At 68.7% G+C, this 18,949-nt stretch carries 19 protein-coding genes; 8 read left to right on the top strand and 11 right to left on the bottom strand.

The window, feature by feature from the left end:
- Window positions 1-101: 101 nt before the first annotated feature.
- The 5 genes from JWQ81_RS35920 to JWQ81_RS35900 all read left to right on the top strand — a co-directional run bounded on the left by JWQ81_RS35920 (window position 102) and on the right by JWQ81_RS35900 (window position 2,746).
- On the top strand, window positions 102-686 hold the full coding sequence (locus JWQ81_RS35920) for a hypothetical protein (RefSeq protein ID WP_297548649.1): 585 nt from the start codon (window positions 102-104) through the stop codon (window positions 684-686).
- Between the two features lie 142 nt (window positions 687-828).
- A complete protein-coding gene (locus JWQ81_RS35915) occupies window positions 829-1,368 on the top strand; it encodes a sigma-70 family RNA polymerase sigma factor (protein ID WP_297548647.1) in 540 nt (179 codons plus the stop codon).
- The gene (locus JWQ81_RS35910) at window positions 1,365-2,084 is read left to right on the top strand and encodes an anti-sigma factor (RefSeq protein WP_297548645.1); all 720 of its coding nucleotides are present in this window, start codon (window positions 1,365-1,367) and stop codon (window positions 2,082-2,084) included. The genes JWQ81_RS35915 and JWQ81_RS35910 overlap by 4 nt, the downstream gene beginning before the upstream one ends.
- Window positions 2,081-2,527: an SRPBCC family protein gene (locus JWQ81_RS35905; RefSeq protein ID WP_297548643.1), complete on the top strand. Its 447-nt coding sequence runs from the start codon at window positions 2,081-2,083 to the stop codon at window positions 2,525-2,527. The genes JWQ81_RS35910 and JWQ81_RS35905 overlap by 4 nt, the downstream gene beginning before the upstream one ends.
- A gap of 96 nt (window positions 2,528-2,623) precedes the next feature.
- Window positions 2,624-2,746 (top strand): hypothetical protein, encoded by a 123-nt coding sequence (locus JWQ81_RS35900; protein ID WP_297548641.1) that lies wholly within the window; start codon window positions 2,624-2,626, stop codon window positions 2,744-2,746.
- Window positions 2,747-2,876: 130 nt separating this feature from the next.
- Here the strand turns inward: JWQ81_RS35900 and JWQ81_RS35895 are convergent, their stop codons facing one another.
- Window positions 2,877-3,602 (bottom strand): SDR family oxidoreductase, encoded by a 726-nt coding sequence (locus tag JWQ81_RS35895; protein ID WP_297548639.1) that lies wholly within the window; start codon window positions 3,600-3,602, stop codon window positions 2,877-2,879.
- Window positions 3,599-3,901, bottom strand: coding sequence for a hypothetical protein (locus JWQ81_RS35890; RefSeq protein ID WP_297548637.1), 303 nt, complete (start codon window positions 3,899-3,901; stop codon window positions 3,599-3,601). Before JWQ81_RS35890 ends, JWQ81_RS35895 begins: the two co-directional genes overlap by 4 nt.
- Before the next feature lie 151 nt (window positions 3,902-4,052).
- On the opposite strand from JWQ81_RS35890, the gene JWQ81_RS35885 reads away from it, so the two are divergent.
- A complete protein-coding gene (locus tag JWQ81_RS35885) occupies window positions 4,053-5,045 on the top strand; it encodes a sigma-70 family RNA polymerase sigma factor (RefSeq protein WP_297548635.1) in 993 nt (330 codons plus the stop codon).
- Here the strand turns inward: JWQ81_RS35885 and JWQ81_RS35880 are convergent.
- Window positions 4,984-6,309 (bottom strand): cation:dicarboxylase symporter family transporter, encoded by a 1,326-nt coding sequence (locus tag JWQ81_RS35880; RefSeq protein ID WP_297548665.1) that lies wholly within the window; start codon window positions 6,307-6,309, stop codon window positions 4,984-4,986. The two genes, JWQ81_RS35885 and JWQ81_RS35880, sit on opposite strands and share 62 nt — an antisense overlap.
- A gap of 170 nt (window positions 6,310-6,479) precedes the next feature.
- Here JWQ81_RS35880 and JWQ81_RS35875 point away from each other — a divergent pair, with 170 nt between their 5' ends.
- Entirely contained in the window at window positions 6,480-8,093 is a 1,614-nt protein-coding gene (locus tag JWQ81_RS35875) for a sensor histidine kinase (protein ID WP_297548633.1), read from the top strand.
- Window positions 8,090-8,755, top strand: coding sequence for a response regulator (locus JWQ81_RS35870; protein WP_297548631.1), 666 nt, complete (start codon window positions 8,090-8,092; stop codon window positions 8,753-8,755). The genes JWQ81_RS35875 and JWQ81_RS35870 overlap by 4 nt, the downstream gene beginning before the upstream one ends.
- An 82-nt stretch (window positions 8,756-8,837) precedes the next feature.
- Here the strand turns inward: JWQ81_RS35870 and JWQ81_RS35865 are convergent, their stop codons facing one another.
- The 8 genes from JWQ81_RS35865 to JWQ81_RS35830 all read right to left on the bottom strand — a co-directional run bounded on the left by JWQ81_RS35865 (window position 8,838) and on the right by JWQ81_RS35830 (window position 18,903).
- The gene (locus JWQ81_RS35865; protein WP_297548629.1) at window positions 8,838-10,253 is read right to left on the bottom strand and encodes a beta-N-acetylhexosaminidase; all 1,416 of its coding nucleotides are present in this window, start codon (window positions 10,251-10,253) and stop codon (window positions 8,838-8,840) included.
- Window positions 10,254-10,256: 3 nt separating this feature from the next.
- Complete coding sequence (locus JWQ81_RS35860) at window positions 10,257-11,123, bottom strand: carbohydrate ABC transporter permease (RefSeq protein ID WP_297548627.1); 867 nt, start codon at window positions 11,121-11,123, stop codon at window positions 10,257-10,259.
- Complete coding sequence (locus JWQ81_RS35855) at window positions 11,114-12,073, bottom strand: carbohydrate ABC transporter permease (protein ID WP_297548625.1); 960 nt, start codon at window positions 12,071-12,073, stop codon at window positions 11,114-11,116. The genes JWQ81_RS35860 and JWQ81_RS35855 overlap by 10 nt, the downstream gene beginning before the upstream one ends.
- 6 nt (window positions 12,074-12,079) lie before the next feature.
- Entirely contained in the window at window positions 12,080-13,366 is a 1,287-nt protein-coding gene (locus tag JWQ81_RS35850; protein WP_297548623.1) for an extracellular solute-binding protein, read from the bottom strand.
- A gap of 24 nt (window positions 13,367-13,390) precedes the next feature.
- Window positions 13,391-14,530 (bottom strand): lactonase family protein, encoded by a 1,140-nt coding sequence (locus tag JWQ81_RS35845; protein WP_297548621.1) that lies wholly within the window; start codon window positions 14,528-14,530, stop codon window positions 13,391-13,393.
- A 66-nt stretch (window positions 14,531-14,596) separates the two neighbouring features.
- Window positions 14,597-15,985 carry a gluconate:H+ symporter gene (locus JWQ81_RS35840; protein WP_297548619.1) on the bottom strand — a complete coding sequence of 463 codons (1,389 nt, stop codon included), beginning with the start codon at window positions 15,983-15,985 and terminating at the stop codon, window positions 14,597-14,599.
- Entirely contained in the window at window positions 15,982-17,577 is a 1,596-nt protein-coding gene (locus tag JWQ81_RS35835) for an amidohydrolase family protein (RefSeq protein WP_297548617.1), read from the bottom strand. The genes JWQ81_RS35840 and JWQ81_RS35835 overlap by 4 nt, the downstream gene beginning before the upstream one ends.
- 9 nt (window positions 17,578-17,586) lie before the next feature.
- Window positions 17,587-18,903, bottom strand: coding sequence for an amino acid deaminase (locus JWQ81_RS35830; RefSeq protein WP_297548615.1), 1,317 nt, complete (start codon window positions 18,901-18,903; stop codon window positions 17,587-17,589).
- Between the last annotated feature and the right edge of the window lie 46 nt (window positions 18,904-18,949).

The raw sequence follows: 18,949 nt of genomic DNA, 5'->3' as shown, positions 1-18,949 counted from the left end.
AAAGTTTTTTCGAACTTCGGTGAACCGCCCTCGTGAACCGTCCGTGTTCCCAGTGTCAGTCGGTCACCGCGGAACGCGGGACCACGCACCAGGAGGTTCACATGTCTCGCGCTCGGTTCGCCCTCATTTCCGCAACGGCCCTCTCCGGCCTCGCCGTCCTGACGGCGTGCAGCTCGGGCGGGTCCACCACTGCCGCCGCGTCGTCTTCGTCGGCTGCCCCCTCGTCCAGCGCCGCCACCACGCAGGCCGGGCTGAAGGTCACCACCGTCGGCTCGCTCGGTCAGGTCCTGACCGCCGCCGACGGTAAGACGCTGTACCGCTTCGACGCGGACAAGACCAACCCCGCCGTGTCCAACTGCAACGGCCAGTGCGCCACGCTGTGGCCGCCGCTGATCGCCGGTCCGTCCACTGCGGACATCCAGGGCGCCGACAAGAGCCTGCTCGGCACCGTGAAGCGCCAGGACGGCACCGAGCAGGTCACCTTCGCCGGCAACCCGGTCTACGAGTTCATCAAGGACACCGCGCCCGGCCAGGGCAACGGCCAAGCCGTCCAGAACACCTGGTGGGCCGTGACCGCCACCGGTGCCAAGGCCGTCGCGGGTGCCCCCGCCTCCGGCGCCCCTGCCGCGCCGTCGGCTCCGACCTCCTCGAACAGCGGCAACGGTGGCGGCTACGGCGGCTACTGAGCCGACACCAGCGGACGATCGGAGTGAGGTGTCATCGCGGATGAACGTCTCGGCAGCCACGTTCGAGGTACAGCGATCATCCTTCCGTTCGCCCGTTGCAGTAACGTCCTCGCCGACGAAGCACACAGGCGAGAGGACCGGGGTGGCGATCGGAAGCTGGCGGCCTCAGCGGGCCAAGGGCGAAGACCTGATCCGGCACTTGTACGCGGAGCACGGCCGAAGCCTCCTCGCGTACGCGACCAGGCTCACCAACGACCGGGCCGCGGCCGAGGACGTGGTCCAGGAAACGCTCGTGCGGGCGTGGAAGCACGCCGACGACCTGGAAAACGGCAAGGGCTCGGTACGGGGCTGGCTGCTCACGGTGGCCAGGAACATCATCACCGACCGGGCGCGGGCGCGGTCTTCGCGACCGCAAGAGGTCGAGGAACCGGCCGAGTCGCCGGCTGTGCAGCGCGACCACGCGCAGACCGTCGTCGACTCGATGGCCGTCCTCGGCGCCATGGACGGCTTGTCCCCCGAACACCGGGAGGTCCTGGTGGAGATCTACTACCGGGGACGGACGGTCGCCGAAGCTTCGGAGTCGCTCGGAGTGGCGCCGGGTACCGTTAAATCGCGGTCTTATTACGCCTTACGCGCGCTTCGAGCCGCGATGTCGGGCAGTGGAACGGAGGTGGCTCGATGAGCGCGGTAGAACACGATCACGCGGAATTGGCCGCTTACGTCCTCGGTGCGCTCGAACCGGACGAGGCCGAGCGTTTCGAAGCGCACCTCGCCACCTGCAGCGACTGCACCCACGAGGTCAGCGAGTTCAGTGAGCTGCGCGACCAGCTCGACGAGGTGCCGCCGGAGGCGTTCCTCGACGGCCCGCCCGAGGGCGGTGACCTCCTGCTGCAGCGCACGCTGCGCACTATCCGCGTGGATAGTGCGGAGGACCCTCCTAAGGCCAAGCCTCGGCTGCTGAAGCTGGCCGGGGCGGCAGCGGTGCTGGTCGTGGTGGCCCTCGGCGCTGGTGTACTGGTCGGCCGGGGGACAGCGCCGACCACGACGGTGGCGTCACCGCCCGCCTCGCAGACCAGCGAGCCCGCGGTTCCGGGTACGCGCACGCTGTCGGCAACCGATGCCACGACCGGGGTCAGCCTGGCCGCGGACGTGGTCCCGCTGTCCGGCTGGGTGAAGGTCCGCGTCGCGTTGAAGGGCGTCAAGGACGGCGAGAAATGCGAGCTCGTCATCGTGCCCAAGAACGGCGCTCCCGTGGTCGCCGGTAGCTGGGTCGTCACGGCGAAGGGCCAGGCAGAGGGCATCGGGGTCTACGGCTCCGCGCTCGTCGCGCCAGCCAACGTCGCCTCGGTCGACATCGTCACCCTGGACGGTCGGAAGCTCGTTTCGGCGTCGGCATGAGCGGCCGGTACCGCTTCCGCAGCACCTGGTTGCTGGCGGCGGCGCCGGAGACGGTGTTCGGCGCCGTGGTCGACCTCGAGAAGTACCCGGACTGGTGGGCCGACGTGCGTTCGGTCCAGAAGATCGACGAGGACACCGCCGAGCTGGTCTGCCGCTCGGTCCTGCCGTATTCGCTGGTGCTGCGGATGCGGCGGGCCGAGCAGGACGTCCGGGCCGGCCGCCTGCGGGTCGACCTCAGCGGGGACCTCGAGGGCGTCCTCGCCGGGTCGGTGTGCGAAGTGGACGGTGGGACGAGGCTCGAGATCGTCCAGGAGGTCGTCGCGCACAAGGCGTTGATCCAGCGGCTCGATCTGGTGGCCCGGCCGGTCTTCCGGGCGAACCACGCGCTCATGATGCAGCGGGGCAAGCGCGGGCTCACCGCGCACCTCGCCGCCGCGGCCTGAGCCCTCTCAGTCGCGGTTCGCGGCCGTCGCGAGCTGCACGAACGACCTGAGCAGCGGGCTCGCATCGCCCTGGCCGCCACCACGCGGCTCGGCGCCATGCCGATCAGCGGCACCACGGTCAGCTCGCCGGGGCGGTCGTGCCCGAGCGGCGTCATCCCGACCGAGGTCGGTCTCGCGGATGCGGACCTCGACGCCCGGATGCTCCAGGCGGCGGCGTGACTCCGCGATGGGCGAGGACCAGATCGTCGCCGAGGTCCGGGCGCTGCTGATCGAGCGGCATCCCGAGTGGGCCGGCCAGGAGTGGATCGAGCGCGGCGTCGGCTGCCTGTGCACCGAGTACGTCTGAGGGTCAGTCGAGAATCGCGCCGCACGTCAGGTTGAGCACCGCACCGGTCATCGCTCCAGCGTCCTCCGACGCGGCGAACACCGCAGCTCCGCACAACTGGGCGAGCGTGGGCAGCCGTCCTAGGAGAGTGCCCTCGACCAGATAGTGGTCGCCCCCGATCTCGACGTCCGGGTGGGTTTCGGGGATGTAGTTCGACCGAAGGCACACGACCCGAACCCCCTGCGGGCCCAGTTCGCCCGCGAGGTTGCGGGTGAAACCTTCGATGGCGGCGCACGCCACTCCGAAGCCGCCCATCATCGGACCCGCCAGCTTCGCTGAGGAAGCGGTCAGCAGCAGGACTACGCCCGAGCCTCGGATGACCATGCGACGCGCCGCAGCTGTCGCGGTGAGGAACTGGGTGCGGACGCGGTCGGTGACCGGCCGGGTGAATTCGTCGGGTGCCAGGTCGATCAGGGAGACACCCTGGAGCTCGCCGAGTCCGATCACGTTCAGCGAGACGTCGATGCGCGGTATCGAGCCTGCGTGGGCTTCGACCTCGGCTGCGTCGAGCGCGTCGACCTCGGCGACGTGCACGCCACCTCCGAGGTCCGCGATCTCGGCTGCGACCTTGTCCAGCGCCGGCTGATGGCGGCCGACCAAGAACAGAGTCGCCCCGTCAGCGGCGAAGGCACGTGCGAGCGCGGAACCGATCGTGCCGCCCGCGCCGTAGATCACGACGTTCCTGTTCATTCGGCGACAAGCCGGTAGGAACCGACGACGTGGGCGCCGGTTCGTATCGGTACGTCGGCCAGCCGGTCGTTGATGGTGCTTTGGAAGTTCTTGAACGCGCTCAACCCGGGAAGCGGGTCGCGGTCGTCGTCGGTGGTCACCACGTGCAGGAAGGTGCCGTCGTCGAGGCGGAACGCCGCGTACCGCACCCCTCCGGGGTCGACGGCGGCCAGCTCGGCGAAGACTTTCTCGATCAGTTCCTGGTTCTCGTCGGCGGCGTCGGGCCGAGTCGTGTACCGGATGACGGTTGTCTTGCTCACGCTGTCCTCCTACTGGGTTCGGCTTACCCAGAGGTAGATCCCCGCGGCGCGAAAACTCATCGGTCCGGCGGAAACTCATCGCACACCGATGAGTTCTTCCGTGCTCGAGGATCAGTACAGGGGACATACTTCGAGGAGAACGGGAGCAGCGATGACCGACAGTGAAGACTTCGCCGAGCAGACCGAGCGGTTCCGGCGGGAGCTTCTTGCGCACTGCTACCGGATGCTCGGCTCGGTCCAGGACGCCGAGGATCTGGTACAGGAGACCTATCTCCTCGCCTGGCGCGGCCGGACCACCTTCGAGGGCCGCTCGTCGCTGCGCACGTGGCTGTACCGGATCGCGACGAACGTCTGTCTCAAGGCGCTCGAACACCGAAGCCGCCGCCCGTTGCCGTCCGGACTCGGCGGGCCGGGCGACGATCCGCACCAGCCGCTGGGATCGTCGCGGCCAGAGGTGCCCTGGCTCCAGCCGCTGCCCGACGCGCTCGTGTCGGGGGATGCGACCGACCCGGCGATGATCGCGGTCGCGCGCGCGGGCACGCGGCTCGCGTTGATCGCCGCGTTGCAGTACCTCCCGGCGCGGCAACGGGCCATCTTGATCCTGCGGGACGTGCTCGGCTGGCGCGCCGCCGAAGTCGCCGCGGTACTGGCGACCACCACCGCCGCGGTCAACAGCGGGCTGCAGCGGGCGCGGGCGCAGCTCACCAGCGTTTCGCCTGCCGCCGACGGCTTAGCCGAGCCTGCGGAGACCGTTCAGCGTGCGTTGCTCGACCGTTATGCCACCGCGTTCGCGCGGCGGGATATCGCCGGCCTCACCGCGTTGTTGACCGAAGACGTGGTTTGGGAGATGCCGCCGATCCCGGTGTGGTTCGCCGGGCGGGACCGCGTCGGTGCCTTGCTCGGGCTCAAGTGCCCTGCCGCGGGCGGCAGCCGGCTGGTTCCGGCCGCCGCCAACGGTCAGCACGCGTTCGCGATGTACGCCCACCGGAGCGACGGTCTCTACCACGCGCATTCGCTGCAGGTGTTCACCTTCCGCGGCTCACTGATCAGCCGCGTCACCGCGTTTCACGGTGCGGAGCTGTTCACGACGTTCCGGCTGCCGCAAGTTCAGGCTGACGTTCCGGTCCGGGTTCCGGTTCCGTAGTGGCTTCGTCGAGCAGAGTGGTCTCGTCGAACGGTGCCTGGCCGGACAGGACCAGCTCGGCCTTCGTCCGGTCGAACTCCCTGGTCCACGAGCCGATCAGGACGGTCGCCACGGCGTTGCCCGCGAAGTTGGTGACAGCGCGGGCTTCGGACATGAAGCGGTCGATCCCGAGGATGAACCCGACCCCGTCGACCAGGTCCGGGCGGTGCGACTGCAGGCCGCCGGCGAGGACGGCGATGCCGGCACCGCTGACCCCGGCCGCGCCCTTGGCGGCGATGATCATGAACAGCAGCAACGAGATCTGCTGTCCCAGCGACAGGGGGCTGCCCTGCGCGGAGGCGATGAACAGCGTCGACATCGTCAGGTAAATCGCGGTGCCGTCGAGGTTGAACGAGTATCCCGTCGGCACGGTGATGCCGACGACGGGCTTGCTGACGCCGAGGTGCTCCATCTTCGCGATCAGCCGCGGCAGCGCCGATTCGGACGACGACGTCGACACGATCAGCAGGAATTCGCGAGCCAGGTACTTCAGCAGCTTCAGGATGCTCACTCGCGCGCCGACCCACAGCGTCGTGCCCAGGATGACGAAGACGAACACCAGGCAGGTCAGGTAGAAGCCGAGCATGATCGTGAGCAAGCCCTTGAGCGCGCCCCAGCCGGTCTGGCCGACGACGGCCGCGATCGCGCCGAACGCGCCGATCGGAGCGGCCCACATGATCATCGACAGGATGCGGAAGACCAGCCGCTGAAGGTGTTCGAGGCCGGTGAGGATCGGCTTGCCGCGAGCTCCGAGCTTCTGCAGGCCGAACCCGGCGAGCAGGGCGACGAGCAGGGTCTGCAGTACCGAACCGGAGGTGAACGCCGAGAACAGGCTGTTCGGGATGATGCCGAGGAGGAAGTCGACCCCGCCTTGGGCGCCCGCGGCCTGCTTCTGGGCGGTGGCGACCGCCGACGGCGTCAGGTGCAGGCCGGCGCCCGGGTGCAGCAGGTTGCCGACGACCAGGCCGATCGCCAGCGCGAAGGTCGACATCACCAGGAAGTAGCCGATCGCCATCAGCCCGACTTTGCCGACTTTCGCCGCTTTCGCGACCGAACCGATGCCGAGCACGATGGTGCAGAAGATGATCGGCGAGATCATCATCTTGATCAGGTTCACGAATCCGGTGCCGAGGGGTTGGAGCCCCTTGGCGAACCCGGGGGCGGCGAACCCGACGATGATGCCGAGGGCGACCGCGGCGATCACCGCCAGGTACAGGTAGTGCATCTTGTCGCGGCGGCGGGGGATCGGCGTCGCAGGCATCGTTGCCTCCAGCTCGAGCGGGGGTGTTCGGGATTGCCGGTGACTATCGCCTCCCGCGGTGAGCCAGGTCACGGTTGTGTTCATTGAGTTCGCGCGAGTGAGGTCTCCCGCCCGCGGTGTGCTGGTATGTGCGGGTGTCATCGAAGCCACCCCGGGTGGGCCTCCGGCGCTGGAGCCTGGCCCGCCAGCTGCTCGCGTTGCAGGTCGTCGTGGTCGCCGCACTCGTCGGTACCGGCTTCCTGCTCGCCTACCTCGACGCGAGCAGCGCGACCCGCGCCCGCGCCACCGATCAGGTGACGTCGGTGGCGCAGACGGTCGCCGACGCGCCGAACGTCCTCGCCGCACTGTCCACACCGGAACCGAGCGGGGTGCTGCAGCCGTTCGCCGAGCGTGTCCGCGTAGACACCCGCGTCGACTTCGTCACGATCATGTCGCCGACCGGGATCCGGTTCACTCACCCGAATCCGGCGTTGATCGGGCAGCACTTCCTCGGCAACACCGCGGAAGCACTGCGGGGCAAGGTGTTCACCGAAACCTACACCGGCTCGCTCGGGCCGTCGGTGCGAGCGGTGGTGCCGGTGTTCGGGCCGGGGTCGAAGGTGGTCGCGCTGGTCGCCGCCGGGATCACCGTCGATGTCCTGTCCTCGGAGCTGCGAGACCGGCTGTGGACGCTCGCGACCGTCGCGGTGGCCGTGCTGGCCATCGGCGTCGGCGGCAGCCTGCTGGTCAGTGCGCGCCTGAAACGGCAGACCCACGGGGTCGCGCCGGCCGAACTGAGCACCCTGTTCTCGTACCACGAGGCGGTGCTGCACGCGGTCCGTGAAGGGTTGGTGCTCGTCGGCAAGGACGGCCGGATCGTGCTGTGCAACGACGGCGGCCGGGAGTTGCTGGGCGTCGAAGGCGAGGTCGTCGGCAAGCCGATCGACGACCTCGGGCTCCCCGAAAGCCTTGAAGCCGCGTTCACCTCCACCGAGCCGGTGACCGACGAGATCCACCTGACCGATACCCGGGTGCTCGTGGTCAGCACCGCGCCGGTGCGTTCGGCTGACCGCGCGATGGGCACGGTCGTGACATTGCGGGATCACACCGACATGCAGGCGCTGACCGGGGAACTCGACTCGGCACGGGGTTTCGCCGAGTCGCTGCGATCGCAGGCGCACGAGGCGGCGAACCGGCTGCATACGATCGTTTCGCTGGTCGAGATCGGCCGGCCCGAGCAGGCCGTGGAGTTCGCGACAGCGGAGCTCGAACTCGCGCAGCGGCTCACCGACCAGGTCGTCGGCGCGGTCGCCGAGCCGGTGCTGGCCGCGTTGCTGCTGGGGAAGGCCGCCGAGGCCGCCGAACGCGGCGTCGAGCTGACGATCACCCCGGACACGGCGATCGGCGAGGTCGACGCCGGCATCGCCCCGCGCGACCTGGTGACCGTCCTCGGCAACCTGATCGACAACGGGGTGGACGCGGCGATCGACGGCTCGGCCGGACGGCGGCCCGGGGTCGTGGTCACCGCCCGGGCCGACGCGGGGGAGCTGTTCTTGCGGGTCGCCGACACCGGCGCCGGGCTGGACGACGCGACCGTGTCGGAGGTGTTCCGGCGGGGCTGGTCGACCAAGCCCGCCGACGGCCTGGTCGGGCGCGGTCTGGGGCTGGCGCTGGTCGGGCAGGCCGTGCGGCGCTACGGCGGCACTATCGAGGTCACGCGCGATATCGGCGCGGTTTTCACCGTGCGGTTGCCTTGGCACGCCCGATGATCCGGGTACTGGTCGTCGAAGACGAGCCGGTCGCCGCCGAAGCGCACCGGACCTACGTCGAGCGCGTCCCCGGGTTCAGCGTTTCGGGAGTCGTCCATTCCGGTGGGGACGCGCTGCGGTTCTGCGAGCGCGAACCGGTCGACCTCGTGCTGCTCGATTTCTACCTGCCGGACACGCACGGGCTGGCCGTCTGCCGCGCGTTGCGGACGGCGGGTGTGCCCGTGGACGTCATCGCGGTCACCTCGGCGCGGGATCTGGCCGTGGTGAAGGAAGCCGTGTCCGTCGGTGTCGTGCAGTACCTGCTCAAGCCGTTCACCTTCGCGTCGTTGCGGGAAAAGCTGGACCGCTACGCCGAATTCCGAGGCAACACGGGCGAAGTCGCCGGGCAGGCGGACATCGACCGCGCGCTGGGGGCGTTGCGCACCTCGGAGCGGCCGTCGCTGCCGAAGGGGATGAGCGTGCAGACCCTCACCGCGATCTCCGACGCCCTTGCCGCGTCGGCCGACGGCGTGTCTGCCGGAGCGGCAGCGACCGCGATCGGCGCGTCGAGGGTCACCGCGCGCCGGTATCTCGAGTACCTGGCCGACAACGGTCTCGCCCGACGCGAACCGCGCTACGGCCAAGTCGGCCGCCCCGAGGTCTGGTACCACCCGACCGTATAACGACCTATACGGCTCGGCGTGATGCTGGTCGGGTCTCGTGGGTGTTCCGGCTGGTTCTAGGCGGCTGGAACACCCACGAGTCTTAACGTGCCCGGCCGGGGACTCCGGGGCGGGTCTGCCAGGGGTGCGGGCCGTCGAGCGGGCGGTACTCGACGCCGAGTGCGTCCAGCCGTGGCACGTGGTGCTCGCGCAGCCGCGGGAGGAACTCGGCGTAGTCGCGGCCCTCGGCGGGGCTCCAGACGACCTCCGCGAACGCCGACAGCCGCGGGAAGCTCGCGTAGTCGACGCGCCGGGCCGAGTCGAGGTGTTCGGTCCACACCTGCGCCTGGGCCCCGCGCAGGCGGACTTCGTCGGCGGGCGGCATGCCGAGCGGAACGGGCTCGTAGCCGTAAATGTCCTCGAGCGTGTGCAGGTAGCCGACCGGAATGGGCTCGTCGGGGTGATCGGATTGCCGGTGGTCGAGGTAGACGTGCTGCTCGGGGCACATCACGACGTCGTGCCCGCCGGCCGCGGCGCGCACTCCGGCCTCTTCGCCCTGCCACGAGGCGATGACCACGGGATGCGGCAGGTCGCCGACGTCGAGGACCTCGTCCCAGCACAGTGTTTCGCGGCCGTGGCCATGCAGGTGCTCGATGATCTCCCGGATGAACCGGCTGTGCCGTTCGGTCGAGCCCGGTACCTCATCGCCGCCGAGGGCGATTACCGGCGATGGGAAGATCGAGCACACCTCGTCGAAGACCGCCCGGAAGAAGTCCACAGTGGACTCCTCGGCGTTGAGCAGGCTGGTGCTGATTCCCCACGACGTCCACACTTCGAGCCGCTCGTCCGGGTTCGGCCCGAGCGCCGGGTACGCCGCGATAGCCGCGCGCGCGTGCCCGGGGATGTCGACCTCCGGAACGACGGTCACCGCGCGTTCGGCGGCGTACGCGACGATTTCGCGCAGGTCGTCACCGGTGTAGAAACCGCCGTGCGGCCTGCCGTCGCGCACCGGCTCGTCGTGGCGCCCGACCATCGACTCGGTCCGCCAGCCCCCGACCTCGGTGAGTTTGGGGAATCGCGGGACCTCGATCCGCCAGCCTTGGTCGTCGGTGAGGTGCAGGTTGAGCACGTTGAGCTTGTGCGCCGCCAGCAGGTCGACGAACCGCAGCACCTCGGCCTTCGTCCGGAAGTTGCGGGCGACGTCGAGCAGGCATCCGCGCCAGCCGAACCGCGGATGGTCGGTGACCACGCCGCACGGCAGCGTCACCGGTCCACTGTGGATGGACGCCGAACGGAACGCGGCCGGACCGATCAGCTGCCGGAGCGTCTGCCTTGCATAGAACTCGCCCGAGTCGTCGGCGGCGGAGATCACCACGGATCCCGGCGTGATCTCCAGCCGGTACCCCTCGGCGGGCAGCTCGTCGACGCGGTGCACGACGACGTCGGCGGGCCATGCACAGTCACCGGCCGTCGGCACTACCTCGACCGGGCGGGGGAGCAGTGAGTCGAAACCAGGCACGTCTCAGCCCTTCACGGCGCCGGCCATACCCGACACCAGTTTGCGTTGCACCAGAACGAAGAACACCAGCACCGGGATGGTCATCAGCGTCGACGACGCCATCACCGCGCCCCAGTCGGTGTCCTCGGGTTTGAAGAACACCAGGATCGCCTGCGGCAGCGTCTGGTTCTCGGTCTTGGAGATGATGAACGTCTTCGCGAACAGGAAGTCGTTCCACGCGTGGATGAACGCCAGCACGCTGACCGCGACGAGCCCCGGCGTGACCAGCGGGAACAGGATCTGCCAGGTGAACCGCAGCCGGCTCGCGCCGTCGAGCTTCGCGGCTTCCTCCAGCTCCACCGGGATCGCGGCCACGAACCCGCGCAGCATCCAGATCGCGAACGGCAGGCTGAACGCCAGATGCACCAGCACCAGCGAGCCGAGTTCGTTGAGCCCGAACGCCGGCGCGACATCCCCGACCGAGCGCATCAGGAAGAACAGCGGGATCGTCAGTGCCTCGACCGGAACCATCTGCGCCACCAGCAACATCACCAGCAGCACGGTCCGGCCGCGGAAGTGGAACCGCGTCAGCGCGACCGCCGCCAGGAACGAGAACAGCAGCGAAAGCGCGACGACGGCCACCGCGACGATCACGCTGTTCAGGAAGTACTGACTGAACCCGGAAACCGTCAGCACGCGCTTGAAGCTGTCGAGGCTTGGTGCCACCGTGAACGGTTTCGGGTTCGCCTCCTGGATCTCGCCCGCCGGCTTCAACGCCGAGAGCACCATCCAGTACAGCGGGAAGGCGATCATCGCGGCGATCACCACGGTGATGATCTCGGCGATCAGCCTGCCCGGCCGTTTCACAGCTCGTCGTCCGATCACAGCCATGCTTCACTCCGGCGTTGGGACCGCACGTACAGGCCGGTGATGGAAAACAGCAGCAGGGTCATCACGACACCGATCGCCGCGCCCTGTCCGTAGTCCGAGCCGGCGAACGCCTGCTGGTAGGCGTAGACGTTGAGTACGAGGTTGCGCCCGGCGACCCCGCCGCCGTTGGTCATCACGTAGATCTGGGTGAACACCTTGAAGTCCCAGATGATCGACTGGACCGTCGCGATCATCAGCAGCGGGCGCAGGCTCGGCAGGATGATCGACGTCGTGATGCGGTACAACGACGCGCCGTCGAGCGACGCGGCCTCGAGCATCTCCGGGTCGATCGCTTTGATCCCGGCGTACATCGTGACCAGCACGAACGGGAACGAGCACCAGACGACTTCGGCCGCCACCAACGCGAACGTGCTGTAGGTGCCATAGGTCCACGAGTGGTGGGCCATCCCGGTGAACCCGATCTTCACCAGGATCTCGTTGACCAGACCGAAATCGGCGTCGAAGAGGAACAGCCACACGTACGATCCGGCGATCGCCGGGGTCGCCCACGCGCCGAGCGACGCCAGGAACAGCAGCGTCCTCGGCACCGCGCGGACCCGGCTCGCGAGCACCGCGAGCACGGTCCCGACAAGCAGGCTGCCGACGACACAGGCCGCCGCGAAGCCGACGGTCTTCGCCAGTACCGTCCAGAACGTCGCGGCCTCGATCAGCTGCTGGTAGTTGTCGAAGCCGATGAACACCAGGGGCGCGGTGCCCGAGGCCTGCGGCTGCCCGTACTTGTAGAACGAGATCAGCACCAACTGGTAGATCGGATAAGCAAGCAGCGCGGCGAGCAGGATCAGCGCCGGTGCCAGGTAGATCGCCGCCGCGCGGCCGTCCCGGCGCCGGTTGACGGGCTTCTTGCCCGCCGCCGGCGCCGGAACGGTCCGCGGTAGTTCCTGCGTGGTCATCGGAGATCAGCCGCCGAAGGCTTTGTTCATCTGGTCGGCGGCGTCGGCGAGCGCGGCGTCGGCGCTCTTCCCACCCGTCGCGATCTGCTGGACCGCGGTGGGCAGGACATTCTGCGCGTCGATCTTCGACCACGCCGGCGTGCTGGGCACGAACTTCGTGCCGGCCTGCAGGGTGTCGACGAACGGCTTCAGCGTCGGGTCGCTGCCGGTGAGCTGCTTCTGGACGGTGGCCAGCGTCGGCAGGTCGCCCATCCCGGTGTACATCTTCGCCTGGTACTTCGCGCCGGCGAGCAGCTCGGAGAACTCGACCGCGAGGTCGTGCTTCTTGCTGGCCCCGAACACACCGAGCAGGTTGCCGCCGGCGAACGCGGGGGCGACCGAACCGGGCTGGACACCCGGGATCGGGACGACCGCGTACTTGCCCTTGACCGAGCTGGCGTCCACGGCCTTGCGGTTGAAGTCGCCGCCGATCGTCATCGCCGCCTTGCCCCCGGAGAACGCCTGCACACTCTGCGTCCCGGTGAGGTTGGCGCACTGCGCCGGCGGGCAGATGTCCGGCTTGAGCAGGTCCGCGTACTCCGACAGGCCGGTCTTGGCCTGCGGACTGGTCACCGTCGACGTCCACTTGCCGCCGTCCTGCTTGGCCAGCTCGCCGCCGTTCGCCCACAGGTACGGCAGCATCGCGTAGGTGTACTTGCCACCGACGGAGATGCCGTAGAGGTCGGGCTTCGCCGCACGGATCTTGCGGGCGGTGCTGGTCAACTCGGCCAGCGACGTGGGCGGCTTGAGGCCCAGTTCGGCGAAGATGTCCGTCCGGTAGTACAGCGCGCGGACGCCGGTGTACCAGGGCAGCCCGTACACCTTGCCGTCGACCTTGGCCGTGTCCAGCACGGTCGGCACCAGATCGGCGCCTTCCTTCCAGCTCTTGACGTCGTTGGTCAGATCCGCGAACGCGCCGGCCGCGACGTAGCTGGCCACGTCGGTGTTGCCGAACTCGGCTACGTCCGGTGCGTTCGCGGGATCGTTGAAGGCACCGGAGAACTTGTCCGCACGCCCCTCGACTGGGACCCACTGGACGTCGACCTCGACGCCGGCGTGGGCCGCCTTGAACTCGGCGATGGCCTCGTTGGCCGTCGCCTCCTTCGGCGCGCGGTTGGCTTCGTCGAACAGCCAGACGCGCAGGGTGCCGGTCTGGTCGTTACCGCCGGCGGCGGCCGGTCCGGATTGGGTGGGGGCGCAGCCGGCGACGAGCCCGACCAGCGCCAGCCCGATGAGGGTACGGCGGATTCTCATGAAGTTCTCCAAGGTATAAGGGCTTTAACAGCCGAACAGCACCATAGCGACGGACGCCACGGCGTACGAGCCCGCGACAGCGCCGGGCTGGCCGGTGGCCGGGTCCCGCGGCAGCCAGGTGACGGTTCCGGAACGCTGGTTCGAGACGTAGAACCAGTTCCCCGACGGATCGAGGGTGACGTGGCGCGGCCAGTTGCCGCCGGTCGTGACGCTGCTGGTCCGCGTCAGGTACGCGCCACCCTGGGAGACCGCGAACGTGGAGATCGTGTTCGGGCCGCGCACGGTGGCGTAGACGAATCGGGCGTCGGAGGAAATCGCGAACTCGCCAGGGAACTGGTCGCCAGTGGTACCGGCCGGGACCGCCTGGACTACCTGGATCGGGGTGAGCTTGCCCGCGGCCGAGTCCCAGGAGGCGACGGTCAGCTCCGGGCGCAGCTCCTGGACGATGTAGGCGTAGCGGCCGTTCGGGTGGAAGCCGATGTGCCGCGGGCCCGCGCCAGAAGGCAGGATCACCTGGTCGTGCAGCGCGAGCTTGCCGGTGTTCAGGTCGAGTTGGTAGACGTAGACCGAGTCCGCGCCGAGGTCGACCGAGATGACCCACTTACCGGACGGGTCGGTGACGACCTGGTGGGCGTTGGCGGGTCGTTCGGCACCTTTGTGCGTGACCAGATCCGTTGCCGCGCCGAGCTTTCCGCCGGCGAGGATCGGCAGGACCGCGACCGTGCCGCTGCCGTAGTTGGCCGTGAGCACGTAACGCTGGCTGGGGTGCACCGACAGGTGCGTCGGCGCCGAACCGAGCGACGGGCTGGTGTTCAGTAGCTTCGGCTTCGCCGGGTCGGCCAGGCTGAGCGCGGAGATCGTGCCCGTGTCGGCTTCGTTGGTGGAGTACAGCGTCGCGCCGTCAGCGCTCAGCGCGAACCATGACGCGTCCGGGACGGTCGGGCTCACCGTGCGATCGAGGACGAGCGCGGGGGCGCTCCCCGACCGATGCGTCACGTCGATCCCGTGACCCGCCGGCGGGCTGCTGGTGTAGCTGCCGACGTAGGCCCGGCAGGTCGCATACGGCTTGCGGCCGGATGCGCTTGCGGCCTGCGAAGCCAGGACGGTGCCGAGTCCGGCCGCGCCGACGGCGCCCAAGAAGGTACGGCGATTGAGCCCAGTCATCTTTACTCCCGGGTGGTTCGTGCCGATGGGGACTAGCGTCTGACACTAGAGGTCTGACCTAGTGGTCTAAACCAATGCCATGACCAATGCTGCCACGCCGAACCCCGAAACGGAAAGTACTGTTTCCAAAGCGGTCCAGGTTTTCAGTGTTTCCGGTACCGACATGTTGAAGTACCGCGAGATGATCCAGAAGCCGCCGTCGTTGACGTGTGAGGCGATGATCGAACCCGAGGAGATGGCGACGACGAGCAGTGCCAGTTGGACCTGGCTGTAGTGCAGCTGCGTCACCGTCGGCGCGATGATGCCGCTCGTGGTCACGATCGCCACGGTCGCCGAACCCTGCGCGATGCGCATCCCACAGCTGATCACGTACGCCGCGAGGATCACCGGGAGCCCGGCGTCCTTCAGTGAACCGGCGACGGCCTGGCCGATGCCGGTCGCGGACAGGACAGCGCCGAAGAACGCGCCCGCACCGACCACCAGCAGGATCATCGCGACCGGCCGCAGAGCCGAGGTGGACAGTTCGCTGAGCTGCTTGCCGGTCATCCCGCGCCGGGTGCCGAGCAGCCAGGAGGCGATCAGCACGGCGATCGTCAGCGCCACGGCCGGCGTGCCGATGAACGCGCAGATCCCGTTCAGTGTCGACCTCTTCGGCAGCCAGATGCTGCCGAAGGTCCCGAGCAGGATCAGCACCAGCGGAATCCCGATGATCGAACCGACCAGCTTCAGCGACGGCGGCGGGTTCTCGGTGTCGATCTCCTCGTCGGGGACCAGCATGTCCTCGGGCAGCGGGATGTGGATGCGCTTGCCGATCCAGGTCGAGAACAGGATGCCGCCGATGAACCAGGCCGGGATCGCGCAGCCCGCGCCGATCAGGAGCAGCCAGCCGAGCTGGACGTTGAGGAGAGCCGCGGCCGCGACCGGACCCGGGTGCGGCGGCAGGAACGCGTGCGTGATCGAGAGGCCGGCCAGCAGCGGCAGCGCGTAGAGCACCAGAGACTTGCCGCCCTGCTTCGCCGCGACATAGACGAGCGGGGCGAGCACGAAGATGCCGATGTCGAAGAACACCGGGATACCGAAGATCAACCCCGAAAGGCCCATCGCCAGCGGTGCCCGTTTCTCGCCGAACGCACGCAGCAGCGACGACGTCAGCACTTGGGCGCCGCCGGATTTCTCGAGTATCGACCCGAGAATCGTACCCAGCCCGATGATCGCGGTGATGTGTCCGAGAATCCCGCCGAAACCGGTCTCCAGCAAGGACGTCGAGGACTTCTGCGCGGTACCGACGATCGTCCCGACCGGAAGGCCCGCGGCGAGCGCGGTGAGCAGCCCGACCACGATCAGCGCGATGAACGGCTCGGTCTTCAGCTTGACGATCATGGCCAGCAGGATCGCGATCGAGACGACGGCGAGGGTCAGCAGCCCGCCGGTCGTGTGTTGCAGCCAATGGATCATCGCTTGCTCCTGGGGTTTCTCACTGAGTGACCGGCCAACGCGCCGGTAGGGCGACCATCGTCTAGCGCGGCGATGCCATTGACGAAGACATAGGGGATTCCGGCGGCCTGCTGGCGCGGGTCGTCGAAGGTGGCGGTGTCCTGAATGGACTCGGGGTCGAACAGCACGAGGTCGGCGGCGTAACCCTCGCGGACCAGTCCGCGGTCGGTCAGGCGCAGCCGGCGGGCGGCGCGACCGGTCAGGTGCGCCACGCACTCCGCCAGTTCGAGCACACCGAGGTCCCGCACGTACCGCGCGAGGTAACGCGGGAAAGTGCCCCACGCGCGGGGATGCGGCCGTGAGCCGACGAGCAGCCCGTCACTGCCGCCGGTGTGCGTGCGGTGCCGCATGATCGCCTGGACGTTTTCTTCGTGGCCCACGTGCATCAGGCACGAGGTGCCGAGTCGTTCGGCGATCAGCGTGTCGAAGAACAGCTCGGCCGGAGTCGTGCCCGCCGACTGCGCCGACACGGCCACGGTGAACCCCACCAGGTGGTTGTTGCGGGCCTCGCGGACGCCGTTGATCTCGATGCAGTCCCAGTCGATCGGTACGCCGTGGGCGCCGTCCGAGCCGGTTTCCTCGATCGCGACGCGGATCTTCTCCCGAGTGTCCACGTCGGACAGACGGGCGAGCGTCGGTTCGAGGCCGCCTTCGGTCGCCCAGCTCGGCAGCAGCGCCGAGAGGTAGGTCGCGCCGGGAAGGTAGGGGTAGGTGTCCAACGTGATGTCGCCGCCGTTCGCCAGGGCGGTGTCGAGCAGGTGCAGCAGCTGCGGCGCTTTCCCTTTGTTCACCGAGAAGTTCATCGTGGCGTGGGCCAGGTGCAGCGGGCAGCCCGACTGGCTGGAGACGTCGATCATCTCCGCGAACGCCTCCAGCGCGCCCTTGCCGTAGCTGCGGTGGTGCGGGCTGTAGAACCCGCCGAGCGCGCCGACGACCTCGCACAGCTCGACGAGTTCGGCCGTTTCGGCGTACATGCCCGGGGTGTAGGTCAGGCCCGAGGACATGCCCATCGCACCCTCGGCCATCCCGGTCGCGATGATCTCCTTCATCTTCGCCATCTCGGCGTCGCTCGCGCGGCGGTCATTCCAGCCGACCGCGAGCATGCGGACGCTGCCCTGCGGGATCAGGTACGCCGCGTTCACCGCGATGCCCTCGTCCAGCCGGTCGAGGTACTCACCGACCGACCGCCAGTTCCAGTCGAAGCCCGCCGGGTCGTCGTTCCAGCCGGTCAACTGCTGGCGCAACGCGGCCAACGTCGTGTCGTCGACCGGCGCGTAGGAGAGCCCGTCCTGCCCCAGGACCTCGGTCGTCACCCCTTGCGACACTTTCGCGAGGTGCTCAGGATTCGCGAGTACCTGCAGGTCGGAGTGCGAGTGCATGTCGATGAACCCGGGCGCGAGCACGAGGTCGCCCGCGTCGATGATCCGCCGTCCGGTGAGCGTGCCGGCGTCGGTTATCGCGGCGATCCGGCCGTCGGACACGCCGACGTCGTGGCGCGTGACCGGGTCCCCGGTGCCGTCGGCGACCTGGGCGCCGCGGAAGACGGTATCCATCCGGGCTCCCTAGAAGTAGGTCCGGATGAAGCCGACAACGGTTTCGCCGTCGACCACCGGGAGCAGGGACCATTTGTCGAACACCGTGCACGGGTGGGAGAGCCCGAGCCCGATCCAGTCGCCCACCTCGACTTCGGATCCGGCGGGAAGCCGGAGGAACGCGTGCTGGTCGTTGAGCTTGGTGACCTCGTGCCCGGTTAGCGGTTCCGGTGCCGATCCGGCGCGGCGGTGCAGTCGCGGCTCGGGCATCCCCTCGTCGAACGACGCGTCCCGCTTGCCGAGGGTCAGCAGCGCCAGCTCGGGGGAGGGCTTGGAGGTCACCTGCGCCCAGGCCAGCAGGGCGGGCCGGAACGGCGGGATGCCGCCGAGGCGCGGGTGGGCGCCGAGTGGGGAGATCTCGCGGTAGAAGCCGTCGTCGTGGGTCACGTACGCGCCGCTGCGGAGTACGGGCAGGATGTCGAGGCCGTCGGGCCAGCCGGAAGTCAGCGAGTCGGCGACCTGGTCGAAGTACGCGCTGCCGCCGGCGGTGACCACGATCTGGTCCGCGTCGGCCAGTAAACCCTTGTCCGCCAGCAGGATCGTCAAGGCCTTGATGTCATCCACATAGGATTTGATCTTGGCCAGCGCGGTGCCGTCCGTGTCGTGGGACAGCGCGCCTTCGTAGCCGCCGGTGCCGATCAGGCGAAGCGCCGGACTCTGGTGGACGGCTTCGGCGACCGCGAGCGCGGTCTCGGTGTCCCTTGCGCCGGTCCGGCCGCCGTCGGCGCCCAGCTCGACGATGACGTCGACCTTGCGCCGGACACCGTCCAGCGCCGCGGTCATCAGCTCGACACCGGCCACCGAGTCCACCCAGCAGCTGAACTCGAACTCCGCGTCGCGGTCGAGCTCGGCGCCGACCCACCGCAGGCCGGCGGGGTCGACGAGCTGGTTGGCGAGCAGGATCCGCGAGACCCCGAACGCGCGGTAGACGCGAACCTGGCCGGCGTTGGCTGCCGTCATGCCCCAAGCGCCATGTGCCAGCTGACGTGCGAAGAGCTGGGGAGACATTGTGGTCTTGCCGTGCGGCGCGAGGAGCACTCCGCGTGAAGCACACCAGTCCGCCATCGTAGCGAGGTTGTGTTCGAGCGCTTGCTCGTCGAGGACGACGACCGGCCCGAAGAAGCCTTCTTCGAAGAGATTGACGCGGCGCTCCGCCGCCTCGCCGAGGGTCAGTCCGGAGAACGACACCGGGGAGGCGCGAAAATGCCAGTCGATGAGCTCTTCTCGTAACTCGTTCACTGCGGCAGTGTCGAGGAGGCAAGCGGTTTGCGCCTGTTGATGGTTCATCGTCTCGCCTTGGTTGCGTATGTTGCAACGACCGTTGCGCCTGGTG

This window comes from Amycolatopsis sp., assembly GCF_025464955.1.
GTDB lineage: Bacteria > Actinomycetota > Actinomycetes > Mycobacteriales > Pseudonocardiaceae > Amycolatopsis.
Note: the sequence above shows the minus strand (reverse complement) of the source record. Positions and strands in the feature narration are given on the sequence as shown.

What these genes read in the sequence shown, in the direction of transcription:
- JWQ81_RS35920 (WP_297548649.1), top strand. Translation starts at nt 102, where the DNA reads ATGTCTCGCGCTCGGTTCGCCCTCATTTCCGCAACGGCCCTCTCCGGC.
- JWQ81_RS35910 (WP_297548645.1), top strand. Translation starts at nt 1,365, where the DNA reads ATGAGCGCGGTAGAACACGATCACGCGGAATTGGCCGCTTACGTCCTC.
- JWQ81_RS35905 (WP_297548643.1), top strand. Translation starts at nt 2,081, where the DNA reads ATGAGCGGCCGGTACCGCTTCCGCAGCACCTGGTTGCTGGCGGCGGCG.
- JWQ81_RS35900 (WP_297548641.1), top strand. Translation starts at nt 2,624, where the DNA reads ATGCCGATCAGCGGCACCACGGTCAGCTCGCCGGGGCGGTCGTGCCCG.
- JWQ81_RS35895 (WP_297548639.1), bottom strand. Translation starts at nt 3,602, where the DNA reads ATGAACAGGAACGTCGTGATCTACGGCGCGGGCGGCACGATCGGTTCC.
- JWQ81_RS35885 (WP_297548635.1), top strand. Translation starts at nt 4,053, where the DNA reads ATGACCGACAGTGAAGACTTCGCCGAGCAGACCGAGCGGTTCCGGCGG.
- JWQ81_RS35880 (WP_297548665.1), bottom strand. Translation starts at nt 6,309, where the DNA reads ATGCACTACCTGTACCTGGCGGTGATCGCCGCGGTCGCCCTCGGCATC.
- JWQ81_RS35870 (WP_297548631.1), top strand. Translation starts at nt 8,090, where the DNA reads ATGATCCGGGTACTGGTCGTCGAAGACGAGCCGGTCGCCGCCGAAGCG.
- JWQ81_RS35860 (WP_297548627.1), bottom strand. Translation starts at nt 11,123, where the DNA reads ATGGCTGTGATCGGACGACGAGCTGTGAAACGGCCGGGCAGGCTGATC.
- JWQ81_RS35855 (WP_297548625.1), bottom strand. Translation starts at nt 12,073, where the DNA reads ATGACCACGCAGGAACTACCGCGGACCGTTCCGGCGCCGGCGGCGGGC.
- JWQ81_RS35850 (WP_297548623.1), bottom strand. Translation starts at nt 13,366, where the DNA reads ATGAGAATCCGCCGTACCCTCATCGGGCTGGCGCTGGTCGGGCTCGTC.
- JWQ81_RS35845 (WP_297548621.1), bottom strand. Translation starts at nt 14,530, where the DNA reads ATGACTGGGCTCAATCGCCGTACCTTCTTGGGCGCCGTCGGCGCGGCC.
- JWQ81_RS35840 (WP_297548619.1), bottom strand. Translation starts at nt 15,985, where the DNA reads ATGATCCATTGGCTGCAACACACGACCGGCGGGCTGCTGACCCTCGCC.
- JWQ81_RS35835 (WP_297548617.1), bottom strand. Translation starts at nt 17,577, where the DNA reads ATGGATACCGTCTTCCGCGGCGCCCAGGTCGCCGACGGCACCGGGGAC.
- JWQ81_RS35830 (WP_297548615.1), bottom strand. Translation starts at nt 18,903, where the DNA reads ATGAACCATCAACAGGCGCAAACCGCTTGCCTCCTCGACACTGCCGCA.